18 protein-coding genes and 1 tRNA gene are annotated in these 21,514 nt (G+C 60.0%); 8 read left to right on the top strand and 11 right to left on the bottom strand.

The features are described from left to right. Positions 1-37 precede the first annotated feature (37 nt). Positions 38-1,276 (bottom strand): ATP-binding cassette domain-containing protein, encoded by a 1,239-nt coding sequence (locus DDD63_RS05190; RefSeq protein WP_108715473.1) that lies wholly within the window; start codon positions 1,274-1,276, stop codon positions 38-40. Positions 1,277-1,863: 587 nt separating this feature from the next. Here DDD63_RS05190 and DDD63_RS05185 point away from each other — a divergent pair. Continuing rightward, on the top strand, positions 1,864-2,730 hold the full coding sequence (locus tag DDD63_RS05185; protein WP_240611433.1) for a Fic family protein: 867 nt from the start codon (positions 1,864-1,866) through the stop codon (positions 2,728-2,730). An 810-nt stretch (positions 2,731-3,540) separates the two neighbouring features. Here DDD63_RS05185 and DDD63_RS13350 read toward each other — a convergent pair. Together DDD63_RS13350 and DDD63_RS13345 are read right to left on the bottom strand one after the other, a co-directional pair. After that, the gene (locus DDD63_RS13350; RefSeq protein WP_346426236.1) at positions 3,541-3,852 is read right to left on the bottom strand and encodes an aldo/keto reductase; all 312 of its coding nucleotides are present in this window, start codon (positions 3,850-3,852) and stop codon (positions 3,541-3,543) included. 50 nt (positions 3,853-3,902) lie between these two features. Further along, positions 3,903-4,550, bottom strand: coding sequence for an aldo/keto reductase (locus DDD63_RS13345; protein ID WP_346426235.1), 648 nt, complete (start codon positions 4,548-4,550; stop codon positions 3,903-3,905). A 483-nt stretch (positions 4,551-5,033) separates the two neighbouring features. Between DDD63_RS13345 and DDD63_RS05175 the strand changes: the two genes are divergently transcribed. The 4 genes from DDD63_RS05175 (at position 5,034) to DDD63_RS05160 (ending at position 10,543) form a co-directional block, all read left to right on the top strand. Then, the gene (locus DDD63_RS05175) at positions 5,034-5,378 is read left to right on the top strand and encodes an Rrf2 family transcriptional regulator (protein ID WP_240611432.1); all 345 of its coding nucleotides are present in this window, start codon (positions 5,034-5,036) and stop codon (positions 5,376-5,378) included. Then, complete coding sequence (locus tag DDD63_RS05170; protein ID WP_108715470.1) at positions 5,375-6,376, top strand: NADP-dependent oxidoreductase; 1,002 nt, start codon at positions 5,375-5,377, stop codon at positions 6,374-6,376. The genes DDD63_RS05175 and DDD63_RS05170 overlap by 4 nt, the downstream gene beginning before the upstream one ends. Positions 6,377-6,525: 149 nt before the next feature. Continuing rightward, on the top strand, positions 6,526-8,997 hold the full coding sequence (locus DDD63_RS05165) for a glycoside hydrolase family 3 N-terminal domain-containing protein (protein WP_240611431.1): 2,472 nt from the start codon (positions 6,526-6,528) through the stop codon (positions 8,995-8,997). A 121-nt stretch (positions 8,998-9,118) separates the two neighbouring features. Then, entirely contained in the window at positions 9,119-10,543 is a 1,425-nt protein-coding gene (locus tag DDD63_RS05160) for an MFS transporter (RefSeq protein ID WP_108715469.1), read from the top strand. A 196-nt stretch (positions 10,544-10,739) separates the two neighbouring features. Here the strand turns inward: DDD63_RS05160 and DDD63_RS05155 are convergent, their stop codons facing one another. The 4 genes from DDD63_RS05155 to DDD63_RS13340 form a co-directional block, all read right to left on the bottom strand. Next, positions 10,740-11,027, bottom strand: coding sequence for a carboxymuconolactone decarboxylase family protein (locus DDD63_RS05155; RefSeq protein WP_108715468.1), 288 nt, complete (start codon positions 11,025-11,027; stop codon positions 10,740-10,742). 226 nt (positions 11,028-11,253) lie between these two features. Beyond that, positions 11,254-12,132 (bottom strand): aldo/keto reductase, encoded by an 879-nt coding sequence (locus DDD63_RS05150; RefSeq protein WP_108715467.1) that lies wholly within the window; start codon positions 12,130-12,132, stop codon positions 11,254-11,256. A gap of 172 nt (positions 12,133-12,304) precedes the next feature. Then, positions 12,305-12,835 (bottom strand): aldo/keto reductase, encoded by a 531-nt coding sequence (locus DDD63_RS12425; RefSeq protein ID WP_205647330.1) that lies wholly within the window; start codon positions 12,833-12,835, stop codon positions 12,305-12,307. Next, a complete protein-coding gene (locus DDD63_RS13340; protein WP_205647329.1) occupies positions 12,786-13,265 on the bottom strand; it encodes an aldo/keto reductase in 480 nt (159 codons plus the stop codon). The genes DDD63_RS12425 and DDD63_RS13340 overlap by 50 nt, the downstream gene beginning before the upstream one ends. A 114-nt stretch (positions 13,266-13,379) precedes the next feature. On the opposite strand from DDD63_RS13340, the gene DDD63_RS05140 reads away from it, so the two are divergent. The 3 genes from DDD63_RS05140 (at position 13,380) to DDD63_RS05130 (ending at position 17,921) form a co-directional block, all read left to right on the top strand. Continuing rightward, positions 13,380-14,237 (top strand): LysR family transcriptional regulator, encoded by an 858-nt coding sequence (locus DDD63_RS05140; RefSeq protein ID WP_108715466.1) that lies wholly within the window; start codon positions 13,380-13,382, stop codon positions 14,235-14,237. Positions 14,238-14,535: 298 nt separating this feature from the next. After that, positions 14,536-15,267, top strand: coding sequence for an SDR family NAD(P)-dependent oxidoreductase (locus tag DDD63_RS05135; protein ID WP_108715465.1), 732 nt, complete (start codon positions 14,536-14,538; stop codon positions 15,265-15,267). A gap of 212 nt (positions 15,268-15,479) precedes the next feature. Beyond that, positions 15,480-17,921 carry an excinuclease ABC subunit UvrA gene (locus DDD63_RS05130; RefSeq protein ID WP_108715464.1) on the top strand — a complete coding sequence of 814 codons (2,442 nt, stop codon included), beginning with the start codon at positions 15,480-15,482 and terminating at the stop codon, positions 17,919-17,921. 311 nt (positions 17,922-18,232) lie between these two features. On the opposite strand, the gene DDD63_RS05125 is transcribed toward DDD63_RS05130, so the two are convergent. The 4 genes from DDD63_RS05125 to rsfS all read right to left on the bottom strand — a co-directional run bounded on the left by DDD63_RS05125 (position 18,233) and on the right by rsfS (position 21,506). After that, on the bottom strand, positions 18,233-19,357 hold the full coding sequence (locus DDD63_RS05125) for an ATP-dependent 6-phosphofructokinase (protein WP_108716660.1): 1,125 nt from the start codon (positions 19,355-19,357) through the stop codon (positions 18,233-18,235). A 785-nt stretch (positions 19,358-20,142) separates the two neighbouring features. Then, a tRNA-Ala gene (locus DDD63_RS05120) sits at positions 20,143-20,215 on the bottom strand. Between the two features lie 230 nt (positions 20,216-20,445). After that, the gene (locus DDD63_RS05115; protein WP_108715463.1) at positions 20,446-21,090 is read right to left on the bottom strand and encodes a histidine phosphatase family protein; all 645 of its coding nucleotides are present in this window, start codon (positions 21,088-21,090) and stop codon (positions 20,446-20,448) included. Beyond that, positions 21,087-21,506, bottom strand: a complete 420-nt coding sequence (gene rsfS / locus DDD63_RS05110) for a ribosome silencing factor (protein ID WP_108715462.1) — start codon at positions 21,504-21,506, stop codon at positions 21,087-21,089. Before rsfS ends, DDD63_RS05115 begins: the two co-directional genes overlap by 4 nt. Between the last annotated feature and the right edge of the window lie 8 nt (positions 21,507-21,514).

The following is a 21,514-nucleotide window of genomic DNA, read 5'->3' as shown; positions in this document are numbered from 1 at the left end:
ACTCTCAGGCCGCATCCGCCGGGCCGCATCCGCACTCTCAAGCGCCCTCCACCACTAATCGCAGCGCGCCCTCCGTTTCCGGCTTGATCCTCCACGTGATCGACGTCGTCGCCGAAATCAACGGTGCATCGTGGTAGAGGAAACGTCCGTGCTCCGGCACGCTATTCTCAGACGGTGAACGCACCACACTTCCATCGGTTCGCGGGCCCAGCAAAGCCTTCACTAACGTCGTCTTACCGCTACCGTTATCTCCCACCAGCGCAATATGCTCACGATGACCGATATGTAGCGGGGGTGTGCGCAGGATTTTCGATTCACCCAGTGCTAGATCCTGTTGCGGCAACTCGAGCGCGACAGGCCGCCTGCTAGGGCGGGAGTCGACCCACACCTCAGCGTCGTAGTGCTTTTCTAAGCGGATCCCTTCCACCTCCGTATTGGCCCGCTCAAGCCGCGCCTCCATTCTTGCCGAAAGCCGTCCTGCCACCCCGTCTTTCCCGCTCACTATGGTCTGACGCAGCCGAAAGCGAGCGTCGTTATCACGGGTGGCGATATTGCGCCCACTACGCCGCGAAGCGGTACGCGACGCCTCCTCACGCCGTCGCTGCGCTTCCCGGGCGATGCGTTTCTGCTCACGTCTTGCCGTGTCCCGCTGCCGCAGCAGGGTTAGGGCCTCCAACTCCGCTTGCGCGGTGGCATCCGAGTACCCGCCGGGCCGCAACACGGCTCCTCCCGATCCCATCAACAGACATTGCGAACACAGGGCATCAAGCAATTCCCTGTCGTGTGAAATGAGGATCCCGATACCGCCGAAACTCCCGAACACACGGCCGATGGCCGCACGCGCAGAAGCATCAACATGATTTGTCGGTTCGTCGAGCACCAATACATCCGGCGCGCTCCACAGAGCGCATGCTATCTGTGTCATCTTCCGCTGACCGCCGGACAAGGTCTCATATCGCCACGCCCAGTCGTCCTCGATCTCGAGTTCCCGCCGAATACGAAGTGTGCGCGCATCGTACGCATAAGCGAAGTCTTCCAAGAGTTTAGGCAGCTCCGTCGCATCCTGCGCACAGTAGTATGCCAACAAGTCCGGTACGACGACGCCGACGTCGGCCTCAAGCTCCCGGCAGGCAATACGCGCGAGCGTTGTCTTACCACAGCCATTGTCACCGATTATTCCGGTCCATCCTTGCGGAAAGCTCACAGTAATCCCGGCGAGGATCGGTGTACTCGCGCCAGGGTAGGTAAATTCAAGTTCGGAAAGGTTGAGCTGCATTGCGCCTCCTTGTACTCGGAGGCCACGCGGTGCGGCAATCCCGCATCACTGCCGCATATGCCGGACGACGGCGGAGACACGCAACTGTGTCATGAAGTTGTGCGGACATGAGCGATGCGGCACCCGGGGCATGGCCTCGTGCGGTTGTTTCGCGTGGGTGCTTGTGAGGCATCGCTAGTCTGTCATGCACCTGATCCTTTCGCTCGCCGACGCTTGCCAAAGGCGCTCGGCTATACCTGGAGTTCACCCTACGCGAGTTCTTGCACCACCACAACACCATTACCTGGGCGCAACGGCACTGCTGGCACCTATCGGCACGGTAACGGGGATCGCGGCCCTCGGAACGCGGCAGGTCCGACGATGCCAAAATGCCAACAATGCCAAAACGCCGCGGACACTAGCGGCGCCACCCATCACCATAGTGCGGTCTGCACTTCACCGCCATTGGCGGTAAACTTTGACGGTGATCGAGATCTCTCGAAGGGGCAACCATGGGCTATTCACAGCCATTCATACATACCGCACAGATCGACAGCCTATGCATGGACATCGCCGAGTTGATTGGAAGATTGGGCCCAGACCCCCGTTTGAGCACCAACCCTCATCTTCGCCGCGAGACGCGAATCCAAACAATTCACTCTTCGCTCCTCATTGAAGGGAACTCGCTGTCGCACCAAGACGTCACCGCAATCATCAACGGTGAGCGGGTACTCGGACCGCCATCGGATATTCGTGAGGTTGAGAACGCCAACCGTGCTTACACACACATGAGTTCTTTTGACCCTTACTCCCCGGCGGACCTCCTACAGGCACACGCCATACTCATGGACGGACTGATTCCCGATGCCGGGCAGTTCCGGGCTGGTAACGCGGGAGTCTTCAAAGACGGCAAGCTGATCCATCCCGGCACCCCAGCAAAATACGTGCCGGATACCATACGGAACCTGTTCTCCTGGCTGAGTTCGACAGACCTTCACCCACTTCTCGCCTCGTGCCTTTTCCATTACGAGTTTGAGTCTATTCATCCGTTCACCGACGGTAACGGGCGCACTGGGCGCCTTTGGCATACGCTGCTACTGTCACACTGGCGGGCTCCGCTTGCATGGCTGCCGGTCGAAACCGTTATCCATGCACGCCAAGAGGAGTACTACCGGACCATTGCCACATCAAATCAAGCGGGGTCTTGCGAGAGTTTTGTCGTCTTCGCGCTCGAGGCGATCCGCGACGCACTACTCCCCTACATTGAGCCACACCCACTGCAGAATCGACGGCAGCGAATACTCGGGCTGCTCCGCGATGACCCGCACCTGACCGTACGTGCCTTGGCGGTACAACTCGGTTGTTCGCAGCGGACGGCCGAGCGACTCATAGCTGAGCTGCGAGCCGCCGGCCAATTAAGTCGGGAGGGAAGCGCACGATCTGGCTGGTGGCGCGTCCGCCGACCAGATGGCTAATCCCGGTCCCCGCAGCTTTGGAATTGCCCGGCGGCGGGAGGCGCTGACACGAGCCCACCCCATTGACAGGCAACCCGATCCTGCGGTCAAAGGGCAACCGCCTCCTTCACAGGCTCTCCTTGACGCCGCGCAATGAGTTACCGTTATCCGGTCCATCGTCGGCTGGTCAAGCCTGTATTTGACGAGGGGAAGCAACGCGAGAAGCAGAATTGCTGCCGGTGCCACGTCGATGATGGCACCGATCACCGTTACAGCTGCCCGGCGCTCCAAACAACCTGATTGTGGCCGTTCTTGACTGTCTTGGCGTCAACTACCACCACGCAACCTTGGCGGAGACGGCCGCTCTTTTCGGCTACTCACCTTCCGATCTCAGCCGACTCATTTAGAACAGCACCGGCAAGACCTTCAGCGCGATAATCACCAACTTCCACATGGAGCGAACCGTGACCCTACTCAAAACACGAGAAGGCAACCTCTCCACCATGGCGCAGGAACGCACTCGGAGCTTAATCAGGCATGAATTCGCTGGCACCAGGTTCCCTCTTCGGTCGGCTATGGATCCACTCCGGGTTATTCACGCACTCCCGTGAAGAACTCGGACCACGCCAAAACACACGGAGCAAATCCATAGTCGCCAAATGGACCCACCACCCACATCCGGCCCCCGCTCGATGGCCGAGCGTGCCAGCCCGCAACTATCTTCCCCGGTCAGTACCCGGCGCATTGACTCGCGCGCGGCACCCCGCCCCGGAGCGGAGGCCCCACAGCGCACGCGTCTTCACCATCGACCCGCTTCACCGCCGACCCGCGTCACCTTCTAACAGCGGCTCCAGGAAGCGGTTTGTCTCCCGGACGGGCAAGCGGCCCGACCAGTTCATGCGGTACGTATAGCTCCTCCAGATAGGCGACGTCGTCGTCGGACAGTTTGAGATCCAACGCTCGCACAGCATCGTCAACCCTGCTCGGGCGCGAGCACCCGACGATGGGAGCGGCAACGCCTTTGCCCCAGTGCCAGGCCAAAGCTACATCGGACATGGCGACGCCGTACCGTTCGGAAACTTCTGCCACCCGCCCAACAATCGGAATACCCGTCTCCCGATCGCGATCATACTTCCTACGCATGGTGCCGTCCGTGGTTGACCGAAGCGAATCAGAATCCCATGTCGGTCGCGTCAAATGCCCCGAAGCGAGGGACTGTACGGGGTGAGCGACATACCATATTGCTGGCACACAGGGATCATTTCTCGTTCGTCCTCCCGGTACAGCAAGTTATAATGATTCTGCATGCTGGCGAACTTCGTCCAGCCGTTTTCATGCGCCACCACCTGCATATTGTGGAGCTGATAGGCGTACATGGCCGACGCTCCGAGCGCACGAACCCTGCCTGCCTGGACCAACGAGTCGAGGGTCTCCATCGTCTCCTCGATCGGAGTGCCATAGTCGAAGCGATGGATGATGTACAGATCGAGGTAATCGGTGCCCAAGCGGGCCAGTGTTCCATCGATCTCTCGGGTAATCGCGGCACGGGAGAGGTTCCCCTCGTTGAAATACACCTTCGAGGCAAGTACTACGTCCTCGCGTTTTACCCCGAGCTTCTTAAGTGATTCTCCTATGAACTCCTCACTGGTACCGTGGGCGTACACATTGGCCGTGTCGATGAAGTTGATGCCGAGTTCCAACGCGCGGGCGATCACCGCCTGCGTCGTCGGCTGGTCGATGACCCACTGGTGGAAGTCCTCGAAGACTCGCCCGAAGCTCATCCCACCGATGCAGAGTTTCGAGATGGTGATATCCGTCGTTCCTAGTTTGGTGTATTGCATGTCTACGTCTTCCGTTCCTTATCGTCTGGACGGCTACCGGAGGTGTGCCAGCGCCTCCGCACATCCGCAGATACAAACACTCCGGCCAAGAGGTAGCACATAGCCCTAGCGGAATCTGCCCACATCTGCGGATACGAGTCTCGCCGTCGTCGTTCCTTCATCCGTGAGAAAGAAACGATCCATGGCAGCGCCAGCGTCCAACAAGTTCTAGTGTGCCAGTGTCAGGCCGTCTCAACCAGACCCCGCTCGGTCATCGCGGCAAACGATGCCGTATCGGAACCTGAGAACGACGCCGCACCAGAACATGAACACGGCACCACACCAGAACATGAAGCTGTATCATTTGCTAGCACAGGAAGTTGCTAGGGATACCCGATTCTCCGTTGCCGTCCACGGACTGATGCTGATTTCGCAAGCATCCGCGGCAGATAGCCCATAACCTCCGCCCGCATTGCTACTAGCGCGGAAGTCAACGCTAGCTATGTGCGCAAGGTAATGGCAGGTCTGGTCCAATCCGGCATCGTTACCTCACGCAGCGGTTCGCCGGGATACGAGATGGCTATGGCACCCCGTGATGCCACGCTGCTGGCAATTCATGACGCCGCCTGCGGCGAACCCCTTCGCGTGATGGATCTACACCGCAATCCCAACGATGACTGCATTGTGGGGCGGCACATCACGCCGGTACTTTCCGAAGTCATGGCACATGCCGAAGACGCCCTCCGATGCGCCTTGGCGTCGCAGTCGCTTCACGACTGCATCGGCAGCATGCGCGCGCGATTACATCCAGACGAAATAGCTCAACTAGAGCCGGGAGGAAACGAATGAAGGCGGCTGTTCTGATCCACTATGGAAAGGCGCCCTACGCCGTTCAGGTGGACGATGTCCGCGAACCGAAAGTCGCACCGAGAGATGCCCTGGTGCGCGTGCGTGCCGCGGGTGTCAATCCTGTTGACACGATGATCGCACGCAAGGAGGTTCAGCTCCTCGCCAGATACCGAACTCCGCTCATCTTGGGTAACGAGCTGGCCGGCGAGGTGGAAGCGGTCGGGGCGGAGGTGACCCGCGTGCAGGTCGGCCAACGCGTCATGTGCCGAATGCCGGTTAATCGTATCGGAGCGTTCGCGCAGTACGCAGCGGTAGACGAAAACGCGCTGGCACCGATCCCCGATGATTACAACTTCCAAGAGGCCGCTTCCCTATCACTGACCGCGTTAACAGCAGCGCAGGCTTTGGACCTCTTGCATGGAGCACGCCCTGGCAACACGGTGTTTATCTCCGGCGGCACCGGTAGCCTGGGCGCAACGATTATTCCGCTGGCTGCAGATCGCGGGTTACGCGTTATCACATCGGGTAATGCTCGGCACGAACCACGTATTCTCGCCTTAGGCGCGGAACAGTTCATCGACTATCGCACTCAGGACTACACGCAAGTGCTCCGAGATGTCGACTTCGTTATCGATGGTCTCGGCGGCAAAGAAGTCAAACGCCAACTGGGAATCATGCGCGAGGGTGGAACCCTGGTGTCGCTGCGAGGCGGTCCTAACCGTGAGTTCGCACGCCGGGAAGCGTACGGGCACCTCAAGCGGGCTCTGTTCACTGTGGCAGGAATGTGCTTCGACCGGGCAGCCGCAGCCCGAAAGCAGCGATACCGATTCGTCTACGTACATTCCGACGGCGAACAGTTGGAACAGGCGGTCAAGGTTCTTGCCGGTCGCGGTGTCAAAGCCCATATAGGTGACGTTCTGCCACTGGAAGAAGCTGCGGAGGCCCTGACTCGTGTAGACGCCGGCGGCGCTGCGGGTAAGCTCGTCTTGGTCCCTTGATACTCGACGCACAACTCGCCGCCCGGCAAATGACTAGACTCGGTGTTGCCCCGGTGATGAATGGTGCGCATGTGCCCGACAGCATGCGACCGCTTGCTCACCACATCACCGGGGGAAACAATGTCAACACAAGTAGACGGGTACGATAGGTGAACCAATACGAGATCGACCATCTCGCGGTAGTCCGAGTCAATGCCCCCGAATCGATGGTCCTTCTGAAGTCCGACGGATCCTTCCCTCTCTCCCACCCGGGCAGGCTCGCTTTGTACGGCGCGGGGGCGCGTCGCACTGTCAAAGGCGGCAGCGGTTCGGGCGACGTCAATTCTCGCCACGTTGTCACCATTGAAGAAGGGCTGGAGAATGCCGGTTTCGTGCTGACAACCAAGCCGTGGCTCGATGCCTACGACGACGTCGCCGCCGCGCATCACCGCCGCTTCGTCGCAGATTTGAAGAGGCGTGCCGCGCAGGCCGGTATTCCGGCACCGGAGTTCGGCATGGGCGCCGTCGAAGCCGCGCCGGAGTATGATCTGCCGCTTGCAGGCACGGGCGACGCCGCGGTGTACGTGGTCTCCCGCGAGTCGGGTGAGGGCAACGACCGGGTGGCGCAGCGCGGCGACGTACTCCTCACGCATTCCGAAATCAGGGATATTCAGGTTCTTGCCGCCCAGTTTGAGAGGTTCCTACTGGTTCTGAATGTGGGAGGCGTCGTCGACCTCAGCCCGGTGAGCCACGTACCCAATATCCTCCTTCTCTCACAGCTTGGTGCCAGTATTGGTGATGCTTTTGCCGACGTCCTGCTCGGCAGGAGCTATCCCTCCGGAAAACTCTCAACCACCTGGACTGCGTGGGAAGATTACCCCTCCATCGGCAACTTCGGCGATCCAGACGACACGTACTACCGCGAAGGCATCTACGTCGGATATCGCTACTTCGACTCGGTTGGTGTCGCACCGCTTTTCCCCTTCGGTTTCGGACTCGGATACACCACCTTCGACGTCGAGGTGCGCGCAGTATCTTCGGACCACTCGCTGGTCAGCGTGCAGGCGGCCGTTACCAATACGGGCGAACACGCGGGCAAGGAAGTTGTACAAGTGTACGTCAGCGCACCCAACGGCAGGCTCGACCAGCCGCACCAAGTCTTGGCAGGCTTTGCAAAAACCGATGAGATATCGGCCGGCAGCACCGAGCGGGTCACCGTCACCTTCGACCTCGCCGACCTCGCATCTTACGATGCGGCGGCAGTGGCCATGGTTCTCGAAGCCGGTGAATATGTGATTCGCGTCGGCACGTCTAGCCGCGACACGGAGGTGTGCGCCGTCGTCGAGCTCTCCGAAACCGCTACGGTTCGCAGGGTACATCAGGTACTGGCCGATCCCGGATTCACAGATTTCACGTCACCGCAATACGCGGCACCGCGCCCCGCATACAACCAGGTACCGCGAGTACTTGTCACGGCCGCCGATCTCCGCCGCGCGGACGCTTGCGAGCCCGTAGACCTTGCCGATGCGCTCGACCACGTCAGCGGGTTATCCGACGATGAGCTCTGTCATCTGGTTCTTGGTGACTACGGCGACTCTGCCATGAAGCAATCCGTCATCGGGCAGGCCTCACAAACCCTTATCGGCGCGGCCGGACAGACAACGACCGCGATCCCTGGTCTCCCCTCGCTTATTCTTGCCGACGGACCCGCCGGACTGCGCTTGGCACCGGAAGTGGGTGAAGATGCGGATGGTCGCTTTGCTCTGCGCCCCGCGCTCGGCGGCCTGTATGCCGAGTTACGGGAAGATGATGCACCAGCACAGGCGGGCGAGACCGCACCCCGGCGGCCGCAGCGGTCCTACGAGCAGTACACCACCGCTCTTCCCATCGGTACGGCCATCGCGCAAACCTGGAACCTGACACTGGCCGAGAAACTCGGCGACATTGTAGGCGCGGAAATGGAACACTTCGGTGTACACCTCTGGTTGGCTCCGGCAGTGAATCTGCACCGTTCAATCTTGTGCGGTCGTAACTTCGAGTACTTCTCCGAGGATCCACTGCTATCTGGCCAGGTGGCCGCTGCAATAGCGCGCGGCGTGCAGGCCCATCCAGGGCGCGGAGTAACCATCAAGCACTTCGCTTGCAACAATCAAGAAGCCAACCGCCTACACTCGTGCAGCCATGTGTCGGAGCGTGCTGCGCGCGAACTCTACCTGCGAAGTTTTGAGATTACGATCCGTACAGACCAGCCGCATGGCCTGATGACCTCCTACAACCTCATCAATGGAGTTCATACCTCCGAGTCTTCCGCCTTGCTGGAAACACTTCTCCGCCAGGAGTGGGGCTACAAGGGCCTTGTTATGACCGACTGGGTTATCGACTCTATGGCGCGCACAGATCAGAGGTATCCGCGCGCAATCGCCGCGGCCACCATAAAGGCCGGTAACGAGTTGTTTATGCCCGGCTGCGAGAATGACCGGCAGAACTTGCTGGCAGCTCTTCACACTGGCAATGCTGCGCCCGGCGGCAAAGCTCACAGTGGTGAGGAACAGCGGGGCAAGGAGCAGAGAGTATCTCTCACCCGCGAGGAACTAGAGAAGCAAGCCGCACGCATAGTACGAATAGTTCGCAGGCTAAGGTAGAGGTATGAGTGGTGGATTGCCCAATAGTCAATACACACCGCTCCGGGCAACCCGGGCCGTGAATCCAGCCAATCCGGAGCCGTCAATCGTCTAGCATCATCACCGCACGTTTTGTAAGAACATGTCAGTATCCACAACCAGGTCGCCTCTGCCGACCATCGCGCTCCTCGTGCTCGCGGGCTTCGTCTGCATCTTCAACGAAGCCGAGATGAACATCGCCCTTATCGCCATCTCAAAAATCTATGGCATCGAGGTTACAAGCGCCCAGTGGTTGACCACCGGGTACATGCTTATTACCGGTACCTTCATGCCGTTGTCTGCCTTCGCGATGGGCCGCTTCGGATCTCGCAAAACCGTACTCGGCGCGCTCACCGTGCTGCTCTTCGGCCTTCTTGTCTCCGCTTTTGCTCCGAACTTCGGCATACTGCTGGCAGGACGGCTGATTCAGGCCCTTGGCTGCTCCTTCTTCACTCCGGTGATGATGGCAGTGATTATCACCTTGGCACCGAAGAACAGGCTCGGCACCTACAACGGCGTCATGATGTTCGTACTTATGGCAGCACCGGCGCTCTCCCCCACTTTTGCGGGAGTCATCCTCACCTCTTTCGGCCTGCCATGGCTGTTCTACGTCATTATTCCGATACTCATCCTTCTTATCATCGCCCTGAGCATTTTCCTACCAGACACAATCGAAGCACGGCAGACCACTCTCGACATGCGCTCCGTCATCTTCTCCATACTCGGCTTCGGCGGTGTGGTATACGCGGTTGGCAATGCCGCCTCCGCGGGCTTTACCGCGCCGACCACATTAGTGCCGGCAGGCGTCGGCGTTATAGCACTTATCGTGTACTCGCGGCGCCAACTCCGCTTAGAGCGCCCACTGCTCAACGTGCGAATCTTCGCGAACCGTCAGTACCGCGCCTCCATCGTCTTGGTCGGCGTCTTGCAGACAATACTATTTGGTACCATCCTTGTCGCACCGCTCTTCCTGCAGGACACGTGGGGCATGAGCGCTTCCCAGGCGGGGCTGCTCATCCTTCCCAGCGGTGTCGCAACTGCTATCGCCAACCTCATGGCGGGAATTGCCTATGATCGCTTCGGTACGCGCATTGTTCCCTACGGCCTAGCCGTCTGCACCGTCGGCTATCTGGGCGTGGCCGCAACAATGTACTGGGATCTCGGCAAGGCCTCCTTCGCCATATTCTGCGTCGTGTATGCCCTGGGTCTCCCGTTCGCGATGACCGCGCTGACATCCAACTCCTTGAAGAGCCTGGAGCCTGAGCAATACCCGGACGGTTCATCCCTAAACAACACCATCCAGCAAATCACCGGCTCTGCGGGTACCGCACTGTTCACAATCATCGCTTACCGCTCATTCACTCTGCCGGGAAATACCTACGCGAGCCGTTTGAGCAATGGGGCGGAAGTGAGTTTCCTCGTGGCGGCTCTGGCTATGCTCATCCTATTTGACACCTATCTGCTGCTCCGTCCCGTGCTCACGCGTCGGCGGCCAGACGAACAGGTGCGCAGTGTCCTGGAGAGCTGACCTCGGTTTTGTGCGTTAGACTCACGTTAATCTGAGCCGCATTAGAAGGCTTTCCTCTCGCGCGGGACCAGCAGCCAGTGTCGGGCCCGGCGTGCTTGGGTACGGCGGCCGCACCGTGGGGCAGCGCTCGAACCTCGGGGTCTGCCGGGGCCGTACGGCGTAGCGGCGCTTCACGTCCGGACGGCGTACCTGCGCCTCAGGCAGCGTCGTCGCCCCAGATTTCCGCGATCATCGGGAACGTGCTCCAGGCTTTCGGCCAGCCACAGCAAAAGGCCAACTGCGTCACGATCTCAACGGCTTCCTCCCTGGTGATCCCATGCGCCTTTCCAAGCTCAAGATGCGCGCGCAGTTGTGGATACAGGCCGACCGAAAACAGTGCGGCAATCGTGATCATGGAACGATCACGGGCGCTGAGCTCGTCCTCACGTGCCCATACCTGCGCGAAAAGAACGTCGTCGTTAAGGGCCGCAAATTGCGGGGCCAAGGTTCCTAAATTATCGCGGCCGACTGTTTGCTTCTTTGCCGTCTGTCATTCTCCTATCAATGCAAAACTCAACGAGCCGCTGTCATGCGGTGTCAACTGTGTGCGTGCCGCGCTCAGCTGTGGGCGTGCCACGCTCAGCTATGGGCATGCCGCGCTCAATTGCGGAGGTGCCACTGTCAGACGGAGGACACACCACCTGTATCACCCGACACGCGCACATGTACTGTCAGTACAGACTACCGCCGCCCAGCTGCTGCTTCTTGACGAGATCGCCGAGCAGCCATTGCACGACCTTCGGATCGTAGTGGTCGAAGGTGCGCGGGAATGTGCCATCGTCGAGCGTCTGGAAAGCGGCGAGGTCCTCATCGGTCAGCTCGAAGTCGAACACGTTGAAATTCTCCTCCATACGGTCGCGATGCGTTGACTTCGGGATGACGACGACGCCCTTCTGTATCAGCGCGCGCAGGGTTACCTGGCCCGGCTTCTTTCCGTACTTGGCGCCAATCTCAGCCAGCACCGGATTAGTGAAGATGTTGTTCTGGCCCTCGGCAAAGGGCGCCCATGCCTCGTGCTGAACCCCAAGGTTCGCCATCACTTCATGAGCAGCGTCCTCCTGCCGGAACGGGTGGGTTTCGATCTGATTGACGGCTGGCAGAACCTCTGCCAGAGTCGCGACATCAATCAACCGCTCGGGATAGAAGTTGGAAAGCCCGATTGCGCGCAGTTTGCCCGCTTTGTATGCATCCTCCATCGCGCGATACGCACCGGGATAGTCACCCATCGCCTGGTGGAGCAGCATCAGATCGATATGATCAGTGCCGAGTTTCTTCAACGATTCATCAATCGAAGCGGCGGCACGTTCATAGTTCATATTGGACACCCAGATCTTGGATGTAATGAACACTTCGTCCCGTGCAAGACCACTCTTTGCGAAAGCGGCACCGACTCCCTCTTCATTGGCGTAGGCCTGAGCCGTGTCGATAAGCCGATAACCGACTTCCAGTGCCTCGGTCACGCACCGCTCGGTCTCATCGGGCGGGGTCTGAAAGACTCCGTAGCCGAGCATGGGCATTTCAACGCCATTATTCAGTGTTGTGTACAGCATTGCTCTTCTTTCATGCGCCTGCAGGTGTCGCCACCTGCATAGTTTGTGGATCGCGCGGCCGCGGGTGTCTGCGTGGTTCTCCACGGCCGAGAGCACCTTTCGTACCCCGCGCTCTTGCCGCGAAAGCGCCATACAGCACAGCCGCCAGAACCGCGACCTTGTTCCGATGTGCTTAGTCCTGCATGGCGTCATAGTCATTGACTGTTTTGGTGAAATCTGGCGCGTCTTCCGGAATGACGTAGTACGGCTTTTGAGGGAGCTCTGCAATCTCGGCCATCTCGGCATCCGCCAATTCGAAATCGAACAGGTCAATGTTCTCCGCCATGTGTGCAAGATTGAGCGTCTTCGGAAAAATCACGTTGCCTTGCTGAAGGTGCCAACGCAAGATGGTCTGCGCCGGCGTCTTTCCGTACTTCTCCCCCAGACGCGCAAACACGGGTTCAGCCAATAAAGTGGCATCGCCATGCCCGAGCGGGTACCACGCCTCGAACACAACACCCTTATCCGCCAAGAGCTGCTTCATCGCATGCTGGTTCCAGTAGGGATGCATCTCAACCTGCACTACCGCCGGCACAATGTTCGCAATGTCCATAATCTCCTGCAGCTTGCGCTGTGGGAAGTTCGATAGGCCGATGGAGCGAACCTTCCCAGCCTCAACCGCCTCTTCCATGGCCTTCCACGCCTGCGTGTACTCGCTCGCCATAGGGCTGATGCAGCAGCAGAAGATCAATGTAGTCCATATCCAGACGCCGCAGCGTGGCATCAATATCCGCCCGGCACTGCTCAAGTGGGTAGCTCTGCGGGAAGAGTTTGGTGGTGATGAACAGCTCTTCGCGCGGGATTCCGCTGGCGCGAACGGCGCGGCCAACCGCCTTCTCATTGAAATAGGCATTCGCTGTGTCGATATGCCGGTACCCCACAGCAAAAGCCTCTGGCAGATGCGCCTCGACCTCGGCGGGCGTCATCAGAAATACGCCGTAACCGACAGCCGGGATACGCCGTCCGTCGTTCATGGTGAACTCGAGCATGTTGCCCTCCTCCTCATCTTCGGTGCCCCGCTGGCGCCTGCCCTCGGGCACCGTGTTCTGTTGCGTCTTGAGCCATGGATCGCTTGCCGGTGTATCCACGCCCATCGGCGCGCCTGCACGCCTTTTACGTTCGTTACACATAAGTCTCGCAGGTCAAATCCTTTATTTACAATGCATGTTAGACATCTGCTTATGCACAATCCACATAAGGACTGGGCGATGAACTTCGAACAATTGCGTCAGTTGGAGGCGGTGGCGGAATTCGGCACGGTGAGCGCCGCTGCGGACGAATTGATCATGTCCCAGAGCGCCCTCAGCCGTTCACTAGCACGGCTGGAGAAGGACCTCGGCATAGCTCTCTTTGACAGGCACGGGCGCAGCATCTCTCTGAACAGGGCCGGTGCCACCGCACTCGAATACGTCCACTCGATCCTGCGGGAGGAGCGTCTCATGCGCGCCGCGCTCAACGAGCTGGCGAATCGCGCCCAGACCCTGACGGTCGGAACGGTCGCCCCGGCGCCTCTGTGGCGTCTCACCGCTCTTGCTGTGGAGCGCTTCCCCGGTCTGCTTCTCTCTTCCCAGACCATCGGCCAAAGTGATGTGGAGCGGCGCCTTATCAGCGCCGAGATTGATCTGGCGATCTCCTTACAACCGTTGCATTATCCGGCCATCAACTCAGTCCCGCTCATGAGCGAACAACTATCGGTTCTCGTACCTGAGAGCCACCGCCTCGCCGCGCAGAAAACACTGACCCGCGACGACCTAGATGGTGAGACCTTCCTGCTGTATGCGGGGGTCGGATGCTGGCTGGAGCGGGTGCAGATGGCCCTGCCACATTCGACGCTGATCCTGCAAGAGGACTTCTCAGTGTTCCAGCAACTTGTTCCCACCTCCGGGTTGTTGAGTTTTACCACCGACGCCGTCTTCCTCACCGATACGACCTCGGGCGTGGTGCTGCCCCTGCCCGACGAGATTTCCCGTGCAACGTACCATCTGCTCGTCCGTGGAGACGGCCCGCGCGAAGCCGTCCGGCTCTTCGAGTGGGTAGCAGCCCAATCCGAATCCCGGCACAATTGAGCAAAAACGTCACCGTGTTGGGTAAAGACCATCACCGCGTCAGATGCGATCATTGCAGCGTTGGGATGCAAGCGTTGCCGCCGAGCCAAGCCTTTTGGCGAGCGTGCCAAATGCTTCGCCCGAGCGTGCCATATGCTTCTTCTCAGCATGCCATATGCCTCTCGTGAATGTGACGGAGGAAACAGCGAGGCTTCGGCGGCCCATATGGGCGGTGGTCTCCCCTTCCAGAGACGGTCATTCCTACCCACACGTGCCTCGGCCCCTTCCGCCAGGGTCGGCAAACCAGTCAGAAGTCTTGATGTCCCGCATCTTCATCACCGGTTCGACCCAGGAGCTCGGGCGAAATGCCGCCGCTGAGCTACTCGACGCCGACCATGACGTCGTCGTTCATGCACGCACTGCGAAACGTGCGCGGAGTCTCACCGATCTTATGGATCGTGGTGCCGACGTCGTCGGCGGCGATCTTGCCGAACTCGAGGAAGTCACCAGACTTGCCGATGACGTGAACAGGCTCGGTCAGATGGACGCAGTCATCCACAATGCCGGAATCATCGATGGCCGTGCGCTCCTTCCGGCAAATGTCGTCGCCCCGTATGTTCTGACGGCACTCATTGATAGGCCGGAACGCCTTGTTTACCTCAGTAGCGGGATGCACACCGGCGGCCGCGCCGATCTCAGCGGGATCGACTGGTCCGACACCCGCGCAACCCGCACGTACTCCGATACGAAACTCCTGGTCACGGCGTTGGCCTTTTATGTGGCGCGGATGCGGCCCGAGGTTCTTGCCAATACCGTACGGCCCGGCTGGGTCCCCACTCGAATGGGCAGCCAGGATGCGACCGACGACCTTCGCCTGGGGCACGTCACGCAGGTATGGCTCGCCACCAGCGACATGCCCTCCGCTCAGGTCACCGGTGAGCATTGGTTCCATCAGGAAATTCTTGAACCGCATCCCGCTACACGCGATACGGCGTTCCAGGAGCAGTTGGTCGATGCCCTCGCCACATATAGCGGAGTGCCATTGGGGTAGTCCCCCGGCGCGCATGCCGCATTAGATATGATCGTCCGGTGAACGCGATATCCTCCCACGATCAGGGCCCTGCCAAGCAGAAGAGCCACCGAGCCGAGCAGAGGAGCCACGGGGACGGGGTCGCCAGCGGCTCTCCTGAAGGGAACGACAGCTTGACCGAGCGCACCAATGCCCCTTGCGAGGGGCACGGTGGTTCAAACGAGAGCACGAAGATGACTGCCGCCCCACTCCACGATGCCATCACCGTCACCGGCGCACGCGAAAACAACCTCCGCAACATCGGCCTCACGCTTCCAAAACGCCGCCTCACCGTGTTCACCGGCGTGTCGGGATCGGGTAAGTCTTCACTGGTGTTCGCGACTATTGCGGCGGAGTCACGCAGGCTCATCAATGAGACCTATTCGAGTTTCGTTCAGAACTTCATGCCGTCATCCGCTCGACCCGACGTCGACCGGTTGGAAGGTCTGACACCTGCCATCATCGTCTCGCAAGACCGCCTCCCCGCGAATACCCGCTCCACGCTCGGCACCGCCAGCGACATCAACAGCTCACTGCGCCTCCTCTACTCGCGCCTGTCCACACCGCACGTTGGCCCACCGCAGGCCTTCGCCTTTAACGTCCCCTCAGTAAGCGGTGGAGGTGCCATCAAAACAGAGAAGAACGGGCGCACCGTCACCGAACACAGGCATTTCTCAGTTCAAGGCGGTATGTGCCCGCGCTGCGAGGGCACCGGCTCGGTGTCGGAGATCGACCTCACAGCCGTGTACGACGAGAATCTTTCGCTGGCAGAAGGAGCGATTAAAGTTCCGGGCTACACCGCCGACGGATACTACGTTAAAGCCTTCGCCGAAACGGGTCTCTTCCCCGCCGACAAGCCGATTAAGACTTTCACCGCGAAGCAGCTCGATGATTTCCTCTACAAGGAACCGACGAAGATTCGCATATCGTCGCATAACATCACCTACGAGGGCCTTATCCCCCGGCTGCGTTCCTCCGTGCTTTCCAAGGATCCCGCATCATTACAAGCACATATGCGAGCCTTTGTTGAACGGGCAGTGGCGTTTCGCAATTGCCCCGAATGCGACGGGACACGGCTCGCGGAACATGCCCGCACAGCAAGCATTGCCGGTCTCACCATCGCACAGGCGTGTGCCATGCAGCTCAGTGACCTTGCCGGGTGGATACACGACCTGCACGACGCCGCAGTGAACCCATCGGGCCCCACCGCTCAGACAGTAAAGGTCGATGGTATCGAGGGGGCCGCGACGCTACTTGAGCACCTCGCAGAAATGCTTGACGCATTCGTGCAGATCGGCCTTGGATACCTCAGTCTGGACAGGCCAACCTCGACCCTCTCCGGCGGAGAGACGCAGCGTATGAGACTCGCACGCCACCTGGGCTCCGCTCTCACCGATGTCACCTACGTCTTCGACGAACCGAGCATTGGCCTCCATCCGCATGATCTTGCCGCACTGGGCAAGCTTCTGCTGTCGCTGCGGGACAAGGGCAACACGGTTCTCGTGGTCGAACACCGGCCGGAAATCATCGCCATCGCGGACCGCATCGTCGATCTCGGCCCGGGGGCCGGACATGACGGGGGTCGAATTGTTTTCGAAGGCACGCTCGAGGCACTGCGAGATAGCAACACGCTGACCGGCCGTCATCTGGCCGACCGAGCAGCACTGAAAACCACTGTTCGCACTGCTCACGGGTATATTCCTATCCGCGCTGCCACAACCAACAACCTTCAACGGGTCGACGTGGATATCCCGCAAGGAGTTCTCACCGTCGTCACGGGTGTGGCCGGTTCGGGCAAGTCCAGCCTCATCCACGGCAGTCTCTCCCCGCTCGATGGCGTGGTAACCCTCGATCAAACGGTTTTGAAGGGATCGCGGCGCTCCAGCCCCGCCACATGGACCGGCCTGCTCGACCCTATCCGCAAGGCCTTCGCCAAGGCGGCGGGCGTTAAACCCTCCCTCTTTTCAGCCAATTCCGTCGGCGCATGCCCCGTTTGCTCCGGAACAGGTGTGGTGGACACCGAACTCGGCTTCATGGAGACGGTCACAACCGTATGCGAAGCATGTCAAGGGCGGCGGTACTCCCAGGAGGTGCTGCAGTATCGCTTCGGCGGGCTGAGCATTGCCGATGTGCTGGCACTATCCGTAGACGACGCCCACGCGCTCTTCTCGGTGAAGGAAACCAGAGTTGCTTCTGCGGTACGAATCCTCGAACGGATGCGCGCCGTCGGACTCGGGTACCTGCTCCTGGGCCAGCCTCTATCCAGTCTCTCCGGTGGGGAACGCCAACGCCTCCGACTCGCCGCACAGCTCGGGGAGGAAGCCGCCGTGATCGTGCTCGACGAGCCAACCATCGGCCTCCACCTCGCCGATATTGCAGGTCTCTTACAGCTTCTGGATCAGATTGTCGACGACGGCCGTACCGTCGTCGTTATCGAGCATAACCAAGCGGTTATGGCGCATGCCGACTGGATCATAGACCTTGGACCTGGGGCCGGAAAGGAGGGCGGGACGGTTGTTTTCACTGGCACGCCGCACGATCTTGTCCAGTCCCGGTCAACTCTCACCGGCCAATACCTGGCGCGATACCTGGAAGGACCGCTTGCAGGCGACTGGAGAGGCGACCGGGCTAGCTGAGCCCAAACACCGGAAGCCCGTACGCCACCCTTGGCGCGCAGCAGGCTGCCGCTGTCTCACTGGCCGTCGCCAGCCCCGGCTCCCGGCGAGCTGCCCGATCCCGCAGCGGGCAGTCGGATTCGCGGCCGGGAATGCAGGTTCGGCCCTGCGGATCCTAGCCGCAGGTCTTAGTCGCCCAAGGCTGTACCGAGCGCCCGCTTGCATCTGCTGGCATCCCGATGATCTCTTAGCCGCAGGTCTTAGTCGCCCAAGGCTGTACCGAGCGCCCGCTTGCATCTGCTGGCATCCCGATGATCTCTTAGCCGCAGGTCTTAGTCGCCCAGCGCCGTACCGACTGCCCGGGCCGCCTTGATCCACTCATGGTCACGCGGCACGTACTTCACCTTGCCGGCCACATCCTTAAGCGGCACAAGAGCCGTGTCATGCCCGCGGTCCGCCACCATGACGCCAAACTTTCCGGCCGCGATGGCGTTTGCCCCGGCTACGCCGAGCCTTGTACCCAGCAGGCGGTCCGCGGCATTGGGCGTGCCGCCGCGCTGGACGTATCCCAAGATGGTGACGCGGGCCTCCAGACCGGTCGCTTCTTCCAATTGCTCGGCAAGTGTGAAGGTGTTGGCGCGATGCGATGCCTCGAGCGCTTTGACTCCCTTCTTTGCCATCGCTTTGAGCTCAGGGCTTGAGGCGTCCTTGACCAGGGCTTGGGCATGGGCAAGTTCTTCCGCATCGGCAATGCTCAGCGCGCCTTCCGCCACCGCAACGACGGAGAAAGTCGATCCCTGCTTCCGCCGCCGTTCAATGCGCTCGGCAATAGAGTCCACCGAGTAGGGAACCTCGGGCAGAAGAATTACATCGGCCCCGCCGGCAACTCCGGCGCCAAGCGCCAGCCACCCGGCGCGATGCCCCATGATCTCGGTGAGGATGATGCGATGATGGGAATGCGCCGTCGAATGCAGACGGTCCACGGCCTCCGTCGCGATCTCCAGCGCAGTGGAGAAACCGAAGGATGAATCTGTGTGAACGATATCGTTATCGATGGTCTTCGGAAGGTGGATGACGTTGATCCCCGCGTCCATGAGACGGCGCGCGTTCTTCGCAGTCCCTCCCCCGCCCAGACAGACGAGCGCGTCGAGCTTGTCCTTCTCAACGTTCTCGACGATTGTCGGGATCATATCGCGAACTTCGCCATCCACAACCATGCGGTGGACCTTATCGCGGCTCGTGCCGAGCAATGTACCGCCGGTGGTAAGGATGCCGGAAAGCGCCGACGCATCGAGTTCAGTGAAACGATTCTCCGCCAGTCCGCGCATTCCATCGCGAAAACCGAACAGCTTCCAGCCGTGTTCACCGATTGCTGCCTTGCCGAAGCCACGAATTGCTGCGTTGAGTCCAGGGGCATCGCCGCCCGCCGTGAGGATTCCTATACGTTTGGTCGCCATAACCCAAGTATGCCGCACAGCGCAGGGCCAGGCGCAGGAAACCGCCGATTTCCTACACCAATTTTCACTGTGGAGGACTCATAAACGGCACGAATCTCAGGCTGGAATTGATGACCCGAACGTTCCCCGGCGAGTGACATGCGGAACCCCTTCAAATGAATTTCAGGCCGAAATTGCCGTAGACGACTCCTACTGGTACGTACAACGTTCTCACGCCGCGTCTTCACAACGATCAATCTAGTTGTCAGATTGAACGTGTTCGTTGGCGCCACTTGAAGGGCACCGACCACGCGCCAACGGGATCATTCCCGTCATTAGGTTCGCAGTCGCGCCTGCAGCTGCTCGCGCTCACCTTGGATTGTCAGAATCCCGTCCAAACAACGGAAAAGTTGATTGGCTCCATATAAGAAGTGGCGGAATACCGCGGATTCCACGGTGCAACCAAAGCGGGCGATTCGCCTTTGGACGGGATTTTGACAACCATCGCTCTTCCGGCCACAGACATCGTTTGAGTTTGCTGCGTCACTAGCCACCCCAAGACAGATCCGGCTGTTAAGTCGATGCCCCGCATAAGCACCCTCGGAAGATGGCATCTCAATACACAAAGGCTGGGCCGGACACCACCAAAAATAACCCCAACACGCCGACAATAGACCCACATTCTGTCCATTAACCCAACACGCCCACCCCAGCCACACAATCCGGCTTCTCAGCCCGCTTCGGATCAAGGCCTTGCCAACATAGCAGAAAAGCCGAACTCCACGAGTTCGGCGCCACAAACCTTGTGGAGCTAAGGGGATTCGAACCCCTGACCTCTTCCATGCCATGGAAGCGCGCTACCAACTGCGCCATAGCCCCAAGTGGACTCTGACTATAGTACTCAGTTGCCGCGGCACTCACAAATCAACAGGGCTAACACATGCTGAGAAACAGGTCACGCTTCCCCGCACCTCCACCAACAGCGGTTCGGTGGGGCCGCCTTGCCGATTTCGCAGCCACTCCAGTCCGCGCTGATCGTTGCCCGGGCGCCCGCCACTACCAGCCACTAGCCGCGTCTCGCGGCCGCGCAACCGGCTCCGCACAGCCTGTCACTGCGTTTCTAAGTTGGGGACGGCTTCGTCGTTCACAAGGCGGTTATATGCCACAAGCCGCCAGCGCGGAATGCGTTCCCCCTGCGCAATGAGCATGCCCCAATGGCAGTTGTCGAGGCCGCGTAGGCCCATCCACTCATCGGCATTCAGCCCCAACAGCTGGCAAGTTCCATAGGCAATCGCAGCGCCGTGAGCAACGATAAGCAGCGTTCCCCTCTCCATCGCTGCGGCGTGCTCCTCAGCTGCTGCGGCGAAGCGGATACCGGTCGCGTTCTTCGTCTCCACGCCGACGCCCTCCGGTTGGCCGCCGGCATTCCACACCGCAAACTGCTCGGGATAGCGTTCCCGGATCTGCGCCCGATTCAAACCTTCCCATACACCAAACGAGCGCTCACGCAAGCGCGGGTCTGTCTCGATGGGCAGTTTCACCAACGCGGCCGCCTCTTGGGCGGTATCAAAAGCACGCGAAAGTGGTGAACTGACGATTCGCGTAGGATTCAAAGCCGCAATCTGCGGGGCGATCTCACGTGCTTGTGTCCGTCCCGTGTCGTTGAGCGGGTGATCCTGCGCTCCTTGAATGTGCCCGCTGGCGTTAAGAGCAGTCTGCCCATGCCGCCAAACCACAATACGTTCCGCTGTCATTCCGCCACGTCCACCACAGCATGAGAATCCGAGCCGACCTGCACTGACGCATCATCTGCGGAAACCTCTAAATCAAGAACCGGGCAGTCCGCCCACAGCCTGTCCAGCGCATAGTATTCGCGGTCTTCGTCCTGCAGCACGTGCACAACCAGATCGCCGTAGTCAATCAGCACCCAATGCGCCTCGTCGTATCCCTCCCGCCGGGTCCGCTTCAGCCCAGCAGTGTGCAACCGTTCCTCGACGGCGTCGACGATTGCCCGCACTTGCCGGTCACTCGAACCAGACAGTACAAGGAACACTTCTGAGAGGACCAGCCTTTGCGACACATCGAGGGCAAGAATGCTCGTCGCCTTCAGCTCATCGGCGGCACGAACCGCCAGGCAAACATATTCCTCTATCTGGGGTGAAACTGTCACATACTCTC

Origin of the sequence: Actinobaculum sp. 313 (genome assembly GCF_003073475.1) — a bacterium.
Classification (GTDB): Bacteria; Actinomycetota; Actinomycetes; order Actinomycetales; family Actinomycetaceae; genus Asp313.
Note: the sequence above shows the minus strand (reverse complement) of the source record. Positions and strands in the feature narration are given on the sequence as shown.